Genomic DNA, 17,217 nt, shown 5'->3' on the forward strand with positions numbered 1-17,217 from the left:
GATCCTAGCCGGAGTCGGGTGCAGCAAAGGTTATCGATTCCCTCCCCGGGCTCATAAGTGAATACCGTTCAGAATCGGGCTTTTTCGTGGCACGAAATCCGTACAAGGATGAGTAGCTTGCGGTCCATCGGGAGCCGTAGAGCGTGTATCCGCTGCCCGATTTGCTCGAAAAAACGACGATTTATCGTTTCTCGCGATAGACCCCCGTCCGACATTACGCTTTCGTAAGCATACGCAATGCTCGATTCACGGCCTGGGGAGGCACCGATGCGCGGCAGCATGTTTGTTCTTGGAGGACTGGCCATGGTCGGGGCGACCTTTGCCCTCACACCGCAGGCCGTTCGTTCGGATGTCGCCGAACGCACCAATCTTCCCGAAAATGTCTACCTGGAAGCCGAGCGCCAGCTTGGATACTTCATCAACTGGGCCCTGAGTGACGGCGAACGTCCCAAGCGCAACGAAGAGACGCGCGAGGACGACGACGAACAGGACGGCATCCAGGTCTAGTCGGCCGGCGCTTCCCGCGCTGCAGCCAGACGATCCTCAATCATTGGGCGATACCCCGCGTCATCTGGCGCATCCTCTAGCAGCGCTTGCCATGCGGCGAGCGCTGCTTCTCTATTTCCGGACTGGTATTGCGCTTCAGCGAGGAAGAAGCGGGCCCGCACATCCGTCGGGTCCAGATCCAGCGCCCGCGAGAAGGCTTCGCGCGCTGCCGGCGTGACGGTGCCCTGCGCCTCGAACAGATAGGCCTGCCCCAGGGCGGAAAACAGGAAAGCGCTGTCCGGCACACCATTGATGGCGTTCTCGAAGGCGACAACGGCTTCGCTATAGCGGCCCAGTGTCGTGTAGGCCTGGCCCAGAACCGCCCAGCCCTGCGGATTGTCCGGATTGGCCATCAGATCAGCTGCCAGCGCATCGATCTCGGCCATCACGGCCTGGATTTCCTGTGGCATTTCCGGCTGTGCGGGCGCCTCACGCCCGACCAGAAACGGGCTGCCGATCGCCATATAGATGACGACTGCCAGCATGGATGCGGCCACGCTGGACAGGATGAGGGATAGTCGCAAACCTGGCCGGACACTTTCAGCGTCCGGACCGATGGCCTCGGCAGCCGCCTCGCGGCGACGGATCTCGCGCTCCGCGGCCTGGGCCGCCTCCGGCTCTACCAGACCCAGTTCAAGGTCCCGTTTCAACTCATCCAATTGTCCGGCAAACACGCCGAGCCCCCGGCGTGTCACGTCGGCACTGTCCCGGCGCATCACCGGCAGGACCAGAGCGAGAACCGCCAGGCTGGCCAGGATCGCAATCAGCACCCAGATCATGACAGCCCCTCTTCCTCGTCCAGCGCCCGAGCCCGTTCGGAATCAAGGCCGTCATCTTCATCTTCGCCACCCCGCCCATGCTGACTCAGCACGAAAATCACGAGCCCCGCAGCTCCGCCCAAGAAGACCAGGGCCGGGACCAGCCAAAGGCCCAGCGTATTTGCCTGCAGCGGCGGCATCATCAGGACATAGTCGCCATAGCGCGCCTGGAGATAGTCCAGCACTTCGGCATCACTTTCCCCGGCCAGGAGACGCTCGCGTACGACAGCCCGCATATCTTCAGCCAGCGGCGCATTGGAGTCGCGAATGCTTTGGGACTGGCAGACCACGCAGCGCAATTGGGCGTACAGGGTCAGGGCCCGGGCTTCGAGCGCCGGATCATCCAGCCGCTCGTCTGGTCCCGGCGATGCCAGGGCCAGGCTGGTCAGGGTGAACAGGGCCAGAAGGGCGCTCAGGAAGGCTTTCATTCTGCGGCCTCCGCCTGAAGATGTTCGACCAGTGGGCGCAGCCTGTCGGTCCAGACCTGTTCTGTGATCACGCCGACATGGCGGTAACGCACACGTCCAAGATGATCGATGATGAAGGTTTCCGGAGCGCCGGTAATGCCCAGATCAATCGCCGTCCGGCCGGACGCGTCATCGCCGACGCGTTGATAGGGATTGCCATTGCGTTCCAGCCAGGCCGAACCGGCGCCGGGCGGGTCTTTCCAGTCGATGCCGTAGATCGGCACGACGCCACTGCGGGCGATCTGCATCAGCATGGGATGCTCGACGGCACAAGGCGGGCACCAGGATCCGAACACATTGAGCAGGCTCACCTGCCCCACCAGATCCGTATTGGACAGGCCTTCGACATCGCCGGAAATCGCCGGAAGGTCGAAAGCAGGCAATTCGCGGTCAATCAGCTGCGAGGGAATTTCCGACGGGTCTTCACGCAGACCCATACCGAAATAGACCGCCATTACGGCGAACAGGACCAGCGGCAGAAAGAGTACGAGACGGCTCATGCCTGCACCTCATCAGACCCGGCCGCAGCCTTGTCCTTGCGCGCAATCAACGCCCGGCGGCCACGGTCGGCAATCGACAGAAAGCCCCCGAGCGCCAGAATGGCCGAGCCGATCCAGAGCCACACTGCAAATGGATACACATAGGCGTGAACAGGCCACCCGCGATCCTGAACAGGCTCACCGATGGTGACATAGAGATCACCGGTCAGGCGCGTACGGATCGCGCTTTCCGTGGTGGACATCTGGCGCACCGGATAATAGCGGCGCTCAGCCACCATCTCGCCCATGGGACGCTGCCCCCGCGCGGCGCTGAACTGCCCCATCTCGGTGATATAATTGGCCCCGTCCTGGCGCTGCACATCGTCCAGGGTCAGCGTGTAGGCCCCCATCCGCATGGACTGGCCTGGCATGAGGAAGGCGCTGGCTTCCTGCTTCCACGCACTCACGCCGGTAATCGCGAATATGGTCACCGCCAGCCCGAGATGCGCGACAATCATGCCCCAAATGCCCAGAGGCAGATTGCGGGCACGGGTCAGGCTGGCTCCAAGGGGCAGATCGAACAGTTTGATACGCTGGGCCAGATCGATCAGCACGCCAATCCCGACCCAGACGGCCAGGCCCGTACCAAGCGCCCCTGCAATGCGCACGCGATCTGCAATCCAGAAGGCCAGTACCGCAGCCGCCAGCGCCGCCATCGCTGCCGGCGTCAGGAGACGCAGGATGCGTTTCAGCTTTCCACGCTTCCAGGCCAGCATGCCTGAAATGGGGACCAGCAAGATCAGAACGCCCATCAGCGGGTTGAAGGTCGCGTTGTAGAAAGGCGCCCCCACCGTGATCGTCTCATCGGACACGGTCGTGACGAAGAGCGGATAGAAGGTCCCGAAGAAGACCAGGAAACAGGCCGCGCCGATGAAAAGGTTATTGACCAGCAGCGTGCTTTCCCGGCTGACGATCGAGAATACGCCTGTCGGCCGCAAATGACCGGCCCGTAGGGCGAACAGGGCCAGCGAACCGCCAATCACGACGATCAGAATGGCCAGAATGAAGACACCGCGCGCCGGGTCGACGGCGAAGGCATGCACCGAGGTGATCACGCCTGAACGCACCAGAAACGCGCCCGCCAGTGAAAGCGAGAAAGTCAGCAGGGCGAGCAGGATCGTCCAGGCCTTCAGCGTGTCGCGCTTTTCCATCACCCGCAGGGAGTGGATGAAGGCTGTCCCCGCCAACCAGGGCATGAGGGAGGCGTTTTCGACCGGGTCCCAGGCCCACCAGCCGCCCCAGCCCAGCTCGTAATAGGCCCAGCTGGCCCCCAGGGCGATGCCGATGGTGAGGAAGGTCCAGGCCGTCAGCGCCCAGGGCCGCACGATCCGCGCCCAGCGGGCATCCACGCGCCCTTCAATGAGCGCGGCAACCGCAAAGGCGAACGTAATCGAGAAGCCGACATAGCCCGCATAGAGCATTGGCGGGTGCGAGGCGAGCCCCGGGTCCTGGAGCAGCGGATTGAGATCCTGTCCATTCTCCGGCGCCGGCCAAAGCCGGGCGAAGGGGTTGGAGGTGAAAATCAGGAAAGCCGTGAAGGCAGACGTCACCAGGGACTGGACGGCGAAGGTCAGCGAGACAAGCCGCGCCTCCACGGGTTTGGCCGCGAGAGCAAGCGCGGCGGTATAGGCTGTCAGGATTACCGACCAGAGCAGCATGGAGCCTTCATGATTCCCCCAGACACCGGTCAGCTTGTAGATCAGAGGCTTGTCCGTGTGGGAGTTCTCGGCCACCACGAGGGCCGAGAAATCGGACACCGCGAACAACAAGGTCAGACAGGCAAAGGCCGCGGCCAGAAGCACGAATTGGGTCAGCGCACCGGCGCGGGCGTATGCGTGAATCACGGGGTCACGGAGCTTCAGCCCCACCAGGGTGAGGACGGACTGCGCCAGCGCGACAACAAAGGCCAGGATGAGGGCAAACTGCCCGAGTTCTGCAATCATGCGGGGGACTTCTTACGGGAAAGCCCGCAGGTCAAGGCGCACGGTGTCGCAGGGGTGATGTCAGCGCTCTCTTCCACCCAGCCAGAGAACAAACAAGGCCGGAATCCAGGGGACCACCCGTTCAAACGGATCCCCCGGCGCATGGGCCCATTGGATCAGGAACATCGACCCCTCCGGGGCCAAAGGCAGGCTGCCGAGGAAATTGAACACCACGGTCAGGCCGAAACCCAGACACATCGCACTGCCGACTGCCCAGCCCTTGGGCTCAAAACCCAGGACGCGCATGGCGATGATCGGTCCGAAGGCCGCACCGATGGCCGACCAGGCGAAGAGGACCCGAGCGAAGATCGTCGAGGGCACGCTCAGTGTCATCCACACCGCGATCGCCGCAATCGACACCATGACAATGCGTGAGACCAGGACTTCCCGCCCCTTGAACCGTTGCGCCACGCCCAAATCATGCGCCACGGCAGCCGATGCCGAGAGAAGGATGGAATCCACGGTCGACATGACGGCCGACAAAACGGCGGCGATCACCAGGCCTGCCAGGATCGGCGGGAAGAGCTGGTTGGACAGGGCATAGAAGAGCGACTCGCCATTTGCGCTGCCGCCGACAAGGGCGCGACCGGCAAGGGCCAGCACCGTCATCCCGGTGAACACCATGACGGCCCAGATGATGGCAATGGAAAAGCCGCGCATGCGGGCCTGCTCATCCTTCACCGCCATCAAACGCGCCGTCAGTTGGGGCTGGCCCATCGCATTCACGCCGACCCCCCATACGCCGAGGACGAAACCGAGCAGGACAAAACCGCCATGCCCACCGGTGATGTCGAGATAGCCGTCCGGCGCAGACTGGCTGAGCGCTTCGGCAATGCCGCTGACCCCACCCGCTGCCAGGAATGCGGCCACAGGCAGGATCACGGCCACCAGCGCCATCAAGGCGCCCTGCAACATGTCGGTCACGCTGACCGCCCAGAAACCGCCCAGGACCGCATAGACCAGGACCACCGCCGCGCCGATCAGCACGCTTTCCGTCACGCCCAAGCCGAACTGGGTTTCAAAGGCGGCCGCCGCAGCCCCGAACTGGGCCGCTATATAGAAGATGAAACAAAACAGGATCATCGCCGAGGCAATCGCCGCGATGATGCGGCGCGACTGTTTGCCCAGACCGGCAATGATGAAATCCGTCGGCGTGACATGGCCTTGCGTATGGGTTTCCGCGCGCAGCCGCTTGCCGAAGAACAGCCAGACCGCGACATAGCCGCCCCAGATACCGGGCACCATCCACAGGGCGGACAAACCATTGGCGTAAACGAAGCCGGAAAAGCCCAGCAATACCCAGGCCGACGAGGTGGAGGCTGCATAGGACAGGCCCGCGACCCAGGCCCCCAACCCCTGGCTGGCCAGGAGGAAATCCCCCTCGGTCCGGTTGCGTGATGATGCCCAGATCCCCACACCGACCAGGACGAGCTTGTAGGCCACCAAGGTGACCAGCACGATCCAGTTATCCCCGCTCATCAAGCCCTCCCCGGCCCGTTCGCGCAAAACGCAGCTGGTGCGTTTCCTGCCCAGAGCACGAGGTTTAAGCTGGTTCGCAGCCAATCACCAACCCGCCGACCGACCGATCCAGCCCTCATGACGACTTCTGAACCCTTTCTGATCCGGCATGCCGGCGACCGGGCCGAACTGATCCTCAACCGGCCGGAAAAACGCAATGCGATGACCGAGGCCATGTGGGCCCAGCTGCCCGACCTGCTGGCCAGTCTGGCCGAGCGTTGCCGGGTTCTGGTCGTGCGCGGCGCTGGCGAGCATTTTGCGTCGGGCGCCGACATTTCCGAATTCGAAGCCATCTATGAGACGCAGGAACGCGGCGAAGCCAATTCGGCCAGCATTGCAGCGGGCCTGGAAGCGCTGGCACGCTTCCCCCACCCCACGATTGCGGCTGTACGCGGCGCCTGCGTCGGCGGCGGTTGCGGCATTGCCTTGGCCTGCGATCTTCGTTTTGCCGACACGAGCTCCCGCCTGGCCATCACGCCCGCCAAGATGGGCCTGCTCTATCCGTTCGGCGACACGAAACGCCTGGTGGAGACCGTGGGGCCCGCCATGGCCAAGGACATGCTGTTCTCCGCACGGGTCCTGGCCGCCGAGGAAGCCCTCGATTGCGGACTGATCGACCGCCTGTTCTCGCCCGATGCCCTGGATGGAGAAATCGAGGCCTACTGCAACCGTCTGCTGGACATGTCACCACGCTCGGCCACATACACCAAGGCCATGATTGCGCGGATTCTGGACGGCCAAGATCATGATGATGACGACACTCGCGCCTGGTTCGCGAATGCGTTTTCCAGCGCCGATTTCAAGGAGGGCTACAAGGCCTTTCTGGAAAAGAGAAAACCGGACTTTTCGGGAAGAAAAGCCGACCATTGAGGGGAAGAGACGAAGCGATGAGCGACAAGCCCGCACTGAAAGCCAAAGACAAGCCCGACCTGGCCGATTTCAAGTGGGACGATCCGTTCTACCTGGATGACCAGCTGACCGAGGAAGAACGCCTGGTCCGCGACACGGCCCATGCCTATGCGCAGGAAAACCTGCAGACCCGCGTGATCGAGGCCTTCCGCGAGGAAAAGACCGATCCGGAAATCTTCCGCGAAATGGGTGAAAGCGGCCTGCTGGGCTGCACCCTGCCGGAAGAGTATGGCGGGGCCGGCCTGGGCTATGTCGCCTATGGCCTGGTCGCCCGCGAGGTCGAGCGCGTGGATAGCGGCTATCGCTCCATGATGTCGGTTCAATCCTCCCTCGTCATGTATCCGATCTATGCCTATGGCTCCGAAGAACAGCGCCAGAAATACCTGCCCAAGCTGGCCTCGGGCGAATGGATCGGCTGTTTCGGCCTGACCGAACCGGATGCCGGTTCCGACCCGGCCGGCATGAAGACGCGCGCCGAGAAAACCGCCACCGGCTACAAGCTGACCGGCTCGAAAATGTGGATCTCCAACTCCCCGATCGCGGATGTCTTCGTGGTCTGGGCCAAGTCGGACGCCCATGAGGGCAAGATCCGTGGCTTCGTGCTGGAAAAGGGCATGAAAGGCCTCTCAGCTCCGAAGATCGGTGGCAAGCTCTCCCTGCGCGCCTCGATCACCGGCGAGATCGTGATGGACGGGGTCGAGGTTGGCGAGGACGCACTCCTGCCGCATGTCTCCGGTCTGAAAGGCCCGTTTGGCTGCCTCAACCGCGCCCGCTACGGGATCGCCTGGGGTGCCATGGGGGCCGCCGAGTTCTGCTGGCATGCCGCCCGCCAGTACGGTCTGGACCGCAAGCAGTTCAACAAGCCGCTCGCCCAGACCCAGCTCTACCAGAAGAAGCTGGCCGACATGCAGACCGAGATCACGCTCGGCCTCCAGTCTGCCCTGCGCGTGGGACGCTTGATGGACGAGGCCCGTGCCGCTCCGGAAATGATCTCCCTGATCAAGCGCAATAATTGCGGCAAGGCCCTGGATATCGCCCGGATGTCGCGTGACATGCATGGCGGCAACGGGATTTCCGAAGAATTCCAGGTCATCCGCCACATGGTCAATCTGGAAACCGTCAACACGTATGAGGGTGCCCACGACGTGCATGCCCTCATCCTGGGCCGTGCCCAGACCGGCCTGCAGGCCTTCTTCTAGACGCCTGAAAAGACAAGGTGCCGGGCCGGTATGGCCCGGCACGATTGCGCGCTTGTTGGCTGGCGTGTCTCCCCGTATCAAGACAATCACCGGTTCAGGCGAATCGGGATTGCCGGGGGGGACCACATGCCAATTCTGTTCGGGGCACACATTCTGGTGGCGCTGCTGTGCGCGGTTCACGTCGTGAAGACCGGCCGTGCCATGTACTGGTTGATGATACTCTTCATCTTCCCGGGTCTGGGCTCGGCAGTCTATGTGATCGCTGAAATCCTGCCGGACGTTTTCGGTTCATCCACCGCACGCAAGGCTGGAACGGCCGCCCGCAAGGCACTCGACCCCGGACGCGAAGCGCGTGAGGCCCTCACCCAGCTGGAGATCAGCCGCACGCCGGGCAATCTCATGCGGGCCGCCCATGCCCTGCTGGCCATCGGCAAGATGGGTGATGCCCTGATCCTGGCCGAGGAAGCCGCTTCGGGTCCGTTCGCGGAAGATTCGGCCATCATGTTCACGCTCGCCCAGGCCCAGTTCGCGAATGAACGCTACGAGGAGGCGCGCCTCCAGCTTGAAGCGATGAAAGCGGCTCAACCTGACTTGCGCCATCCCGAAGGCCATCTTCTCTATGCCCGCACACTGGAAGCGCTCGGCCGTGTTGAGGACGCGCTGGAAACCTACGAGCAGGCGGCCAGCTATTATCCCGGACCGGAAGCCCGCGCGCGCTGGGCCATGCTGCTCGAACAGCAAGGCGCAAGGGAATCCGCCCGTTTGCGCTGGCAGGAAATCCTGACCGGCGCCAAGCATGCTCCCGGCTTCGTGCGCAAGACTCATCGCAAATGGCTCGACATGGCGCGCTCGCGAAGTTGATCGCTGCAAGCTGATGCAATCCGTTGGTGTTTAGCGGCAAGTCAGACTTGATGCACCCGCGCCGGACGACTAAACCGGCAGGTGGAGAGGTGGCCGAGTGGTCGAAGGCGCTCCCCTGCTAAGGGAGTAGGCGGTGTCCCCGTCTCGTGGGTTCGAATCCCATCCTCTCCGCCAGCCCCTTTTAAATCTTCAAGCACAGCATTGTCAGCCGGGCGCTTGGCGGCCATGGTCACGGCATGATGCGGTTGCGATCTCTCCTTGCCGGGTTGGTCCTGTTCTGTCTGCCGAATCCGGTTCAGGCCCAGACACCGATGGATTTTATGTATCGCGGACCGGTTCACTCGGCTGACGACCTGGACGCTATGGCCGAGCGTGGAACACCCGTCCCGCCCGGCCTGCTCAATGCCATGCTGCCCATGGACCGGATCGCCCGCTTCGCGCCGGGATCCGATTTACGCCGGACTTTCGACCAGCTCGCCACCGCGCTCGACCCCGTCGCGAACCCGCCCGACGCGCGCATGCTCTGCCAGTTCGACCAGACGCGGCTTGGCTGTTCCGGTGCGCCGCTGGATGCAGAGGCCCGCCTATTGCACCGCGACGGCTATTTCGACCACCACCACGCCTTTCTGCTCAATGTCCGAGCGGTGCTCGAAAATCCGCGGACACAGGCGTCAGACCGGACGAATGCCTTGCACCAGCTCGCCGCTTTCTGGCGCCTTCACCAAGAAGTCACCGACAGCGCCATGGCGCTCTCCACCGGCGTGCTGGCCGGAAATGTCACCGAAGCGCCAGCCCTGGGCCAACTCCTGCGTCAACGCATATCCCTGGACGGCGAGATCCGGGAAACCGGCCGGGTGTCAGCGCGCCTGACCCTGGTGGATCAGCCCATTTCCAGCCCTCTTCCCCTGCCCCGCCCCGCCGGAGACAGCCGCGCCGATATAGCGGCTGAATTCACCCTGGAGTCGGGGGATACCCCGGATCGCATCCGGGCCCGCCTTAGTGCTGACCTGCCCTTTACGCTCCTGCCGGGCAGCGCTGCGTGTGAGCCGGTCTCGGACAGGGAATGCCTTCTGGAGAGTGACGGCTCCAATCTGCCCCTGCGCCTGTCCCTTCGGTTGGACACACCGGAAGAGCCGCCTGCCGACCTGCCCAATGGCGCCCGGCTCCAGCCCAGTATCCGCGCCTGGAGCGAAATCCAGGATCGCGATAATGCCGCTTGGCAGTCACAGGCGCCGGATACACTCGCGCTGGATTTCGCCTGGTGCGAAGAAGCCTTCGGCCCGGCACTTCAGCAAGTGACCCGGCAGACCGGATCGGTCGAGGCAGCCCGTACGGCCCTGGCCAATGCCCTTCGGCCCAACGACCAGCTCGACGGCGAATGGCCCTTGGCCCGGCCCGGCGTGGTCAGCGACGCGCTGGTTGAGCGCTTCGCCGAAGATTCCAGCCTGCGCACGAGCATTGATGTGATGGGCGTGATCGATCCGATCGTGTACAATCGTGGGATCCTGCCGGAATTGCAGCGCTGGCCCTTCCAGGGCGGTGTTTTAAGCGCCGGTCAGGAACGTCTCGACATTCTGCTCGCCGCGATCCAGACCGGCGACTGGTACCGGACCTGCGGGCGCGAGGCCGATTTGCGCGATGCGGAGCTCGAGGAAGCCCGGCAGGCCGCCCTGTCCGCGGCCGAACGCTACCGGACCATTCTCTACACAGCCCAACAGATCCAGGCCCATTGGCTGCGGGAGATCGAACGCGATGTCCGGCTGATGGAGGATGAACGCTTCATCCCGGTCGGGAAGGATCATGACTTCGGCAATAACTTCGCCAGCTGGACCGCCTCAACTGCCTTCTCAGCCGCCACGCCCGTGCTCAATGACCGCATCCTGCCTCCCCTGCAGCTGCTGCGCCCCAGCCAGATTGATGTGGCCCGACTGATCTCCACGGAAATGGATCGGGTCAACGTCCTGACCGTCACGCTGCAGGCCGCCGAGCTGGCACAGGATGTCCTGCTCACCTGGCCGGACATCGAGATCAAGGCAGAGGAAGTCCAGGCCTGGATGCTGGTCGGCGCCCACGCGGAAGTGGGCGCGCGCCGCCTGTTCGATCTGGCTGACCGGATCGCGGCCGTTCGCGCTGATCTTGGCGTGGTGGAGCAGGACTACTGCATCTGTTCCCAACGCTGATCGGGCGAACGGCCAACAGGTCCGTTGACGCCAGGCTTGCTAACCGGCGCTCACCTGCACATCTCGAAGCTTCGGCTTGCGGATGCCCACGAACAGCAACCAGATTGCCGCAACCCATTCAAACAGGGCGCCGGGCAGGAAGAAGAGCATGACCTGGTCTTCGGCTTCCGGGAACAGGACGACCAGGGCGGCCACCGTGCCGATCACCAGATAGGTGAACATGCCCCAGATTGACAGCCAGCGAGGGATGAAGCCCGAGCGGTGGAACAGGAAGAAGTAGAGGATTCCACCCACGGCCATCGGCATCAGCAGGAAGTACAAGCCGGACCCGTAGATGTCCCGCAACAGCATCATCAGCGAAACGCGCTGGTCATCGGTGAAGCCCGGCGTCAGTTCCGGATGAACAAGCACTGAAAACGTCGCGTATTTGAACAGGATGAAGGTTACGCCCAGCGCGCCCTCGATCAGCCGACAGAAAGCGGCCACCAAGGCGCCCGCCTGGTTGACCGACCTGAGCACGCCATACATCGCTGCCGCCGAGACACAGACGAAGATGTACATCAGCGTTTCGGCCAGAAAGCCCGTGCGGAACAGGAATTCCAGCGGCTCAGTGGCGGCCGAGAGTGTTGTGAAGGCGCGCAGGGGCGGGATCGGTCCGAAGGTGATGTAGATCCCGGCCGCGCTGTAGATCAGATAGGACAGCCCGGCCAGCCGGGCCATGCGGCCGGCGGACGGGCTGGGGTGGTATTGGGCAGACATTGAGTGAGCACCCCTGTCAGGAAGCAGTGAAACAATCCGGTGTCGATCACCGGTGCTTCCTGATGGCTCACGCCCAGTCCTCCTGTCGTCCGGATGGGGCTATTCGGACAGGGTCGGGGCCGGTTTTTCATCCTTGGCCCCCGCGCGGTACTGGCTGGGCGGCATGCCCACATGCTTGTTGAAGGCCGCATTGAAAGTGGAGCGGGAGTTGAACCCGACCTCCAGCCCGATCTCCAGAATGCTCAGATCGGTCTCGGTCAGAAGACGTCGGGCCTCGGCCGCGCGATGACTGTTGACGAAGTCGAAGAAATTCATCCCCAAATGCTGGGAGAGCGTTTCGGAGATGTGGTTCTTGGTGACGCCAGTGACATCGGACAGAACGCGCAGCGACAGATTGCTGTCTGCATAAAGCCTGTCCGTATTGAGGGCCCGCACCAGCTTGCCGGCCGTGCGGGCGAGGCGCTCTTCTGACAGAATGGGACGCCGGTCCCGGGTCTTGTTTTCAGGTGAAGCCTCGAAGGGCAGATCCGGTTGATGCAGGCCGAGATAGGCCAGGGCCGCAATCGCAACAGCTTCGGTGAACGCCAAGCCGATATTGAAAACCGGTATCGAAATACCGGAAAGCCAGAGCAATTGCTTGATGGCGAAAAACAGCCAAGCGGCGGCGAAGACGTAAAGCAGGGTCCGCAGCCAATCGAGCGAGCGTCTCTCGACATTGGCGAATTGCTGCATCATGGCCCGGCGGTGGCGGGCCTGCAGCCGGAGGGCAAAGACCAGGTAGAAGGCCGTGAAAGCCAGGAAAATGACCAGCGCTGCGGTGCAGGTGAACAGGGCAATCCTGAAATGGTCCGGGTTTCGCGTGGCCGGATCAACAAGGGCGAGCTTTTCGGCCGCGCTCAAGCTGGCAAAGGGGAGGCTCGCCAGAACCACAAGGACAGGCGCCAGCAGGGCCAGCCAGTCCAGCCCGCCCAGATGCGAGCGGTCCGGCGAGATCAGGGAGCGGGTGTAGAAATAGACGGCCGGCCCCAGCAATGTCTTGATCGCCAGGTCGAACCCCACCAGATGCGGCGCGAGTTGATAGGCCTCCGACACGATGAGCAGCTGACCCAATATGTGATCGAGCAGCACGATCAGGAGCAGGCAGAAGAAGCCAAGCCGGTCGACGCGCTGACCCGGCTTGGTCAGCGCGATCGCCAGCGCAAAACCGATGGATCCCGCCGCGATGGCATAGGCAATGGTCAAAAAAGTCCCGGTCATCGCGCCTCTTCTCCACCGGATCGCAGCCGGGTGCAATGCATCATCCCGGCAAGGCGTGCCCCGGCAGCTCCAAACACTTGAGACATCGGGCCGGATGAATACGATCCGGCGGCATGACATTGAGCTTTCTCGATCTGACCCAATTGCTGGCGGCCTATCATGCGGCCCTGCTGGCGCTTCACCTGGCACGCCGGCCCCGCCTGGCCGGGCTGACCTTGTTTTGCGGGGTGTTCGCGGTTCACATGGCCACCAATCTGGGTGTCAGCACGCAGATCATCGGGCCTGAACTGGACATCACCAGCGCCTTTGGCCTGCTCTACGGTCCCGCTTTCTACCTTTTTGTACGCGGACTGACGCGGGAGGGCTCGGACTGGTCGGCCCTGACAGGACTGCACGCCCTGCCGGCCATCATCATTGCCGTCTGGCAGCCGGAACCGCCGATTCCTTACCTGTTCGGCCTGCCCAGCCTCCTCATCTATATCGGCCTCGCCCTGCGGGCCCTGTATCGGCACCGCGCCCTGCGTGGCCAGTGGCGCTCGGACGATCTGGCCATCTCGCTCGACTGGGTTGTCTATGCGCTGATCGGATTTGCCGGTCTGGCGGGACTGGACATTCTGCGTGAGGTTATCGGTTTTACCAGCCAGGCCATCGCCGATGATCTGGCCCTGACCGGCGTGATTGCGGGGGTCATCGCCCTGCTGACGGCGATGATGGTCGCCGCCTGCGCCCATGATGATGCACAGGGTGCCCTGCCCGACCTGCCCATCGCGCCAGCGGATCCGGACACCCCGGGCGAAGACCCCGGCCGCTACGGCGAAGCCTTCCAACGCATCCAGCACGTCCTGCAGTCCGAGCAGACATGGCGTGAACCGCGCCTGTCAGTCGCCGACCTGGCCAAACGTCTGCAAATCAGTCCGCGCGAAGTCTCCCGTGCCGTCAATCTCCACACCGAGGAGAGCTTTTCCCGCTTCATCAATCGCTACCGCATCGCGGCGCTGGACACGCTCATGGCGGATCCGGCCAACCACCATCGGACACTGATGGATATGGCCTTCGATGTCGGTTTCAATTCCAAATCCGCCTTCAACCGGATCTACCGGGAGATGACGGGCCAGACCCCGACCGACGCCTTTCAGGCGGCCCGAAACAGGAAATCGGTCCCGAAACAGGATCAGGAGCGGCCAGAAACCTGAATCGGGACGACGCCGCTCCGATTGTGCGCTTTCAAGATCGCAGATTGCGAAACCTGAAAGGACATGACCATGCGATCCCAGCTTCTCTCCACCCCGACCCTGGCCTCCCCGATTCTGGCGGCCCTGCTGCTGGCTGCCGCCTGCGCTCCGGCCCAGGCCGATGATCTCGACCTGCCGGCCGCCATTGAATTCGGAGCCGGACTTGAGGCCCTGACCCCGGCCTTCGACACCTTGTGCGAGAGCTATGACGTCCGCACGCTGGATCCGGCCGAGCTGCCGATCGCCGAGACAAGCCATGTCCAGATCGACTGCCAGGGCTTCGATCATGCCGGCGCAGAACGCCTCGCCGAATTCGTCTTTGCGGATGATCAGCTGGCCTTTATCTGGGTCCTGACCGAAGCCTCCGAGGAAAGCGGCCACCTGAGCGCCCTGTCGAACCGGTTCGGCGCGCCGACCCATGACACGGCCGGATTCGTGGCCTGGGCGGACGATCATGTCGCCCTGCGCCGGGACATCCCGGAATTTCTCTACTATGGCGAAGCCGTGGCCCCGATGTATCGCGGCTGGTTTGACCAGATGGCCGGCTAGAACCGCGTCAATGCGCCCCGGGCAAGTCCATGGACAAGCCCGGGGCGGGACGTCATAGGAACGGGCTCAGTGTTCAAGGAGTCCGGACATGAGCGAGCTTCCTCCCTGCCCCAAATGCAGCTGCGTCTACACCTATGAGGATGGCGCCCTGTTGGTGTGCCCGGAATGCGCACATGAATGGTCGGCGGATGCACCACCTGCCGAGGCCGAGACTGGTCCGATCTGGCGAGATTCAAACGGAACTGAGCTGGCCGATGGCGACACGGTCACCGTGATCAAGGACCTCAAGGTGAAAGGCTCCTCACTCGTGGTGAAGGTCGGCACCAAGGTCCGAAACATCCGCCTGATCGAAGGTGATCACGACATCGACTGCCGCATCGACGGGATCGGCTCCATGCAGCTCAAATCGGAATTCGTGAAGAAGGCCTGAGCCTCACAGATAGGCGTCGCAGATTTCCCGCAAGCGCTCCTGGAAACACATGTCCGGACGGATGCCGGTCTCTCGCCAGAAATCAGGCAGTCCGAACCGGTCGGCGATGGCCCACATGCGCGGGGTCGCCCACAGGGGTGCGAACTCGCTGTAGTGCAGGATGATGCCGATACCAGCCGCCTCGGGGTCGAAGTCTTCCACCAGGCGAAGGGCGCCGTCGACATCGCCCAGGATGGCGTACATCTGGGCCCGATGGGAAATGTCCAGCCGGTCGCAATTGGTTCCGAACCCGTCTGCTTGTCCGAACCGGGCATTATTGAAAGCTTGCATGCAGTCGACGATATGTGGCGGCGCTCCCGCCACGCCGCGCGTCCGCGCATCCTCCTCCGGACCGTAAAAGGCCAGTTGCCGGTCCAGGGTCGCCGAGAAGGCTGAAATTTCGGGCAGCAGAATCCCGGCGTCCGCAAGCGTTGCGGCGGCATCTGCATGCAGGCCCTGCATGGTCTGGGTGAGACTGAGAATGATGCGGAGCTCGGAATGGGTCGGCCAGCGCGCCCGGGCCTGGTCCAGCAAGTGTGCGGCTTCGGCCAGTCGACCGGTCCGGCGCAACAGGACCACACGCCAGAACAGGAGCCGCAAGGCGACCCAGTCGTTGAAGGGAGCGGTATCAAGGAGTGCAGCCTGGTCGACTAGACTGGCCTGGCGGGCCGCCAGGAGACGCTCGCCCATGGCGATGGCTGTCTCCGGTCCGCCTTCCGCGCGGGCATTGGCCAGCAAATCGGAAATGCGCTGCTCCAGCTCTTCGGCACGCGGGTCGGTCCGGCCGAACAAGTGCTGGTCCGGCCGGCTGGCGAGCATGATCGCTTGCAGGGCCATGGCACCGGGATCATCGGGAATGGCGCTCAGCAAGGTCTCCGAAGCGTTGACCCGATCATAGGGTGACGACGCCACCCGGCTGGTCTCGCAGAGCGCAAAGACCAGGCTAGCCACACTCCGGTTCCGCCGGTTCGCGGGCAACAGCATGGCTTGCACATCTTCTGCACAGTGCAGTAGGTCCGTGGTGATCAGGATGATGCGACGGGCCAGGCCCTCACTGTCGGTTCCGGTGAGATCCAACTCAAACCCGTGCTCCGGCACGGTGTCATCCGCGCCAAGAATGCGGACGTTCAACCGGTCTTGCCCGTCTGCCACGTCCAGATCCAGGACATGGTCGGACGGCTCGCCGCGGCTTACGAAGGCGGAACTTCCGCGGGCTTCGCTCTGCAAATGCCGGTCGAGATCGGGAAACCGTGCCGTGACAGTGTCCGGCAAGCTGGCGGCCAGGGCTGCGCGATACGGCGCCTCACCGTCCTGCGTGAGCATCCCCGCAAGCCAGGCCAGGGCGAGCCCACCTGCCATGACAAGCCCTGCAATCAGGCCTGCCGGGAGCCAGGATTTCATCTGAACCGGTTCTGGCTGGGCGGCGTCCTCGATTCCTTGAGGGCCGGTCTGTACGGGCTGAATGAAAGCATAACCACGACGCGGCACGGTCCGGATAAAGTGCGGGTCGCGGATCTCTTCGCCCAGGGCCCGGCGAATGTCGCGAATTGCCGTCGTCAGAACCTCATCCCCGACCACGACACCGTCCCAGACCGTCTCGAGAAGGTCGCTCTTGGACTGCACCTGCGGTGCTGAAGCCATAAGCGTCCAGAGAAGCTTGAACGGGGTGGGCCGCAAGGCGACAGGCTGTCCATCAAGTGTGACGTTGTGATTGAGGCGGTCGAGCGTCAGTCTGGACGTCGAGAGTATCGCCGCGTCCCGGGCATTTCCTGTCGGGTTGGAAGCATCCGAAGACTCTGACACGGCTCACTCTTTTGGCTCACGGGGTGTGGGTTGCATATCGCATTTTATCTCCCGCCGCGAGCAAGGCTTCGGCCCAGTTCTCAGAAATTTATCAGAATTCGCTCGGGACGATTAGCTCGCTCCCGGACA

The 17,217-nt window shown here is 63.2% G+C and carries 16 protein-coding genes and 1 tRNA gene; 9 read left to right on the plus strand and 8 right to left on the minus strand.

Going from position 1 to position 17,217, the window contains the following annotated elements; translation table 11 throughout:
- Positions 1-267 precede the first annotated feature (267 nt).
- On the plus strand, positions 268-507 hold the full coding sequence (locus I0K07_RS08905; protein WP_203292517.1) for a hypothetical protein: 240 nt from the start codon (positions 268-270) through the stop codon (positions 505-507).
- Here I0K07_RS08905 and ccmI read toward each other — a convergent pair.
- From ccmI to I0K07_RS08930, 5 genes are read right to left on the minus strand one after another with little or no spacing between them, the layout of a single operon-like run.
- Positions 504-1,325, minus strand: coding sequence for a c-type cytochrome biogenesis protein CcmI (gene ccmI, locus I0K07_RS08910; RefSeq protein WP_203292519.1), 822 nt, complete (start codon positions 1,323-1,325; stop codon positions 504-506). The genes I0K07_RS08905 and ccmI overlap by 4 nt on opposite strands.
- The gene (locus I0K07_RS08915; protein ID WP_203292521.1) at positions 1,322-1,792 is read right to left on the minus strand and encodes a cytochrome c-type biogenesis protein; all 471 of its coding nucleotides are present in this window, start codon (positions 1,790-1,792) and stop codon (positions 1,322-1,324) included. Before I0K07_RS08915 ends, ccmI begins: the two co-directional genes overlap by 4 nt.
- The gene (locus I0K07_RS08920; protein WP_203292523.1) at positions 1,789-2,331 is read right to left on the minus strand and encodes a DsbE family thiol:disulfide interchange protein; all 543 of its coding nucleotides are present in this window, start codon (positions 2,329-2,331) and stop codon (positions 1,789-1,791) included. Before I0K07_RS08920 ends, I0K07_RS08915 begins: the two co-directional genes overlap by 4 nt.
- A complete protein-coding gene (locus tag I0K07_RS08925) occupies positions 2,328-4,313 on the minus strand; it encodes a heme lyase CcmF/NrfE family subunit (protein ID WP_203292525.1) in 1,986 nt (661 codons plus the stop codon). The genes I0K07_RS08920 and I0K07_RS08925 overlap by 4 nt, the downstream gene beginning before the upstream one ends.
- A gap of 60 nt (positions 4,314-4,373) precedes the next feature.
- Complete coding sequence (locus I0K07_RS08930) at positions 4,374-5,831, minus strand: sodium/proline symporter (RefSeq protein WP_203292527.1); 1,458 nt, start codon at positions 5,829-5,831, stop codon at positions 4,374-4,376.
- Between the two features lie 117 nt (positions 5,832-5,948).
- Here I0K07_RS08930 and I0K07_RS08935 point away from each other — a divergent pair, with 117 nt between their 5' ends.
- The 5 genes from I0K07_RS08935 to I0K07_RS08955 all read left to right on the plus strand — a co-directional run bounded on the left by I0K07_RS08935 (position 5,949) and on the right by I0K07_RS08955 (position 11,019).
- Positions 5,949-6,740 carry an enoyl-CoA hydratase/isomerase family protein gene (locus I0K07_RS08935; RefSeq protein WP_203292529.1) on the plus strand — a complete coding sequence of 264 codons (792 nt, stop codon included), beginning with the start codon at positions 5,949-5,951 and terminating at the stop codon, positions 6,738-6,740.
- A 17-nt stretch (positions 6,741-6,757) separates the two neighbouring features.
- Positions 6,758-7,978, plus strand: coding sequence for an acyl-CoA dehydrogenase (locus I0K07_RS08940; RefSeq protein ID WP_203292531.1), 1,221 nt, complete (start codon positions 6,758-6,760; stop codon positions 7,976-7,978).
- A gap of 126 nt (positions 7,979-8,104) precedes the next feature.
- Positions 8,105-8,839, plus strand: a complete 735-nt coding sequence (locus I0K07_RS08945) for a CDC27 family protein (RefSeq protein WP_203292533.1) — start codon at positions 8,105-8,107, stop codon at positions 8,837-8,839.
- 83 nt (positions 8,840-8,922) lie between these two features.
- A tRNA-Ser gene (locus tag I0K07_RS08950) sits at positions 8,923-9,013 on the plus strand.
- 188 nt (positions 9,014-9,201) lie between these two features.
- On the plus strand, positions 9,202-11,019 hold the full coding sequence (locus tag I0K07_RS08955; protein WP_238934704.1) for a hypothetical protein: 1,818 nt from the start codon (positions 9,202-9,204) through the stop codon (positions 11,017-11,019).
- 39 nt (positions 11,020-11,058) lie between these two features.
- Here the strand turns inward: I0K07_RS08955 and I0K07_RS08960 are convergent, their stop codons facing one another.
- A complete protein-coding gene (locus I0K07_RS08960) occupies positions 11,059-11,778 on the minus strand; it encodes a DUF4386 domain-containing protein (protein ID WP_203292537.1) in 720 nt (239 codons plus the stop codon).
- Between the two features lie 99 nt (positions 11,779-11,877).
- Positions 11,878-13,035: a helix-turn-helix transcriptional regulator gene (locus I0K07_RS08965; RefSeq protein WP_203292539.1), complete on the minus strand. Its 1,158-nt coding sequence runs from the start codon at positions 13,033-13,035 to the stop codon at positions 11,878-11,880.
- A gap of 113 nt (positions 13,036-13,148) precedes the next feature.
- Here I0K07_RS08965 and I0K07_RS08970 point away from each other — a divergent pair, with 113 nt between their 5' ends.
- From I0K07_RS08970 to I0K07_RS08980, 3 genes are all read left to right on the plus strand, one after another.
- The gene (locus tag I0K07_RS08970) at positions 13,149-14,228 is read left to right on the plus strand and encodes a helix-turn-helix domain-containing protein (RefSeq protein ID WP_203292541.1); all 1,080 of its coding nucleotides are present in this window, start codon (positions 13,149-13,151) and stop codon (positions 14,226-14,228) included.
- Positions 14,229-14,297: 69 nt separating this feature from the next.
- Positions 14,298-14,816, plus strand: a complete 519-nt coding sequence (locus I0K07_RS08975) for a hypothetical protein (protein ID WP_203292543.1) — start codon at positions 14,298-14,300, stop codon at positions 14,814-14,816.
- Positions 14,817-14,904: 88 nt separating this feature from the next.
- The gene (locus tag I0K07_RS08980; RefSeq protein WP_203292545.1) at positions 14,905-15,246 is read left to right on the plus strand and encodes a zinc ribbon domain-containing protein YjdM; all 342 of its coding nucleotides are present in this window, start codon (positions 14,905-14,907) and stop codon (positions 15,244-15,246) included.
- Positions 15,247-15,249: 3 nt separating this feature from the next.
- On the opposite strand, the gene I0K07_RS08985 is transcribed toward I0K07_RS08980, so the two are convergent.
- A complete protein-coding gene (locus I0K07_RS08985; RefSeq protein ID WP_203292547.1) occupies positions 15,250-17,088 on the minus strand; it encodes a winged helix-turn-helix domain-containing protein in 1,839 nt (612 codons plus the stop codon).
- Positions 17,089-17,217: the final 129 nt, after the last annotated feature.

Origin of the sequence: Maricaulis parjimensis, assembly GCF_016817355.1 — a bacterium.
Taxonomy (GTDB): domain Bacteria; phylum Pseudomonadota; class Alphaproteobacteria; order Caulobacterales; family Maricaulaceae; genus Maricaulis; species Maricaulis parjimensis.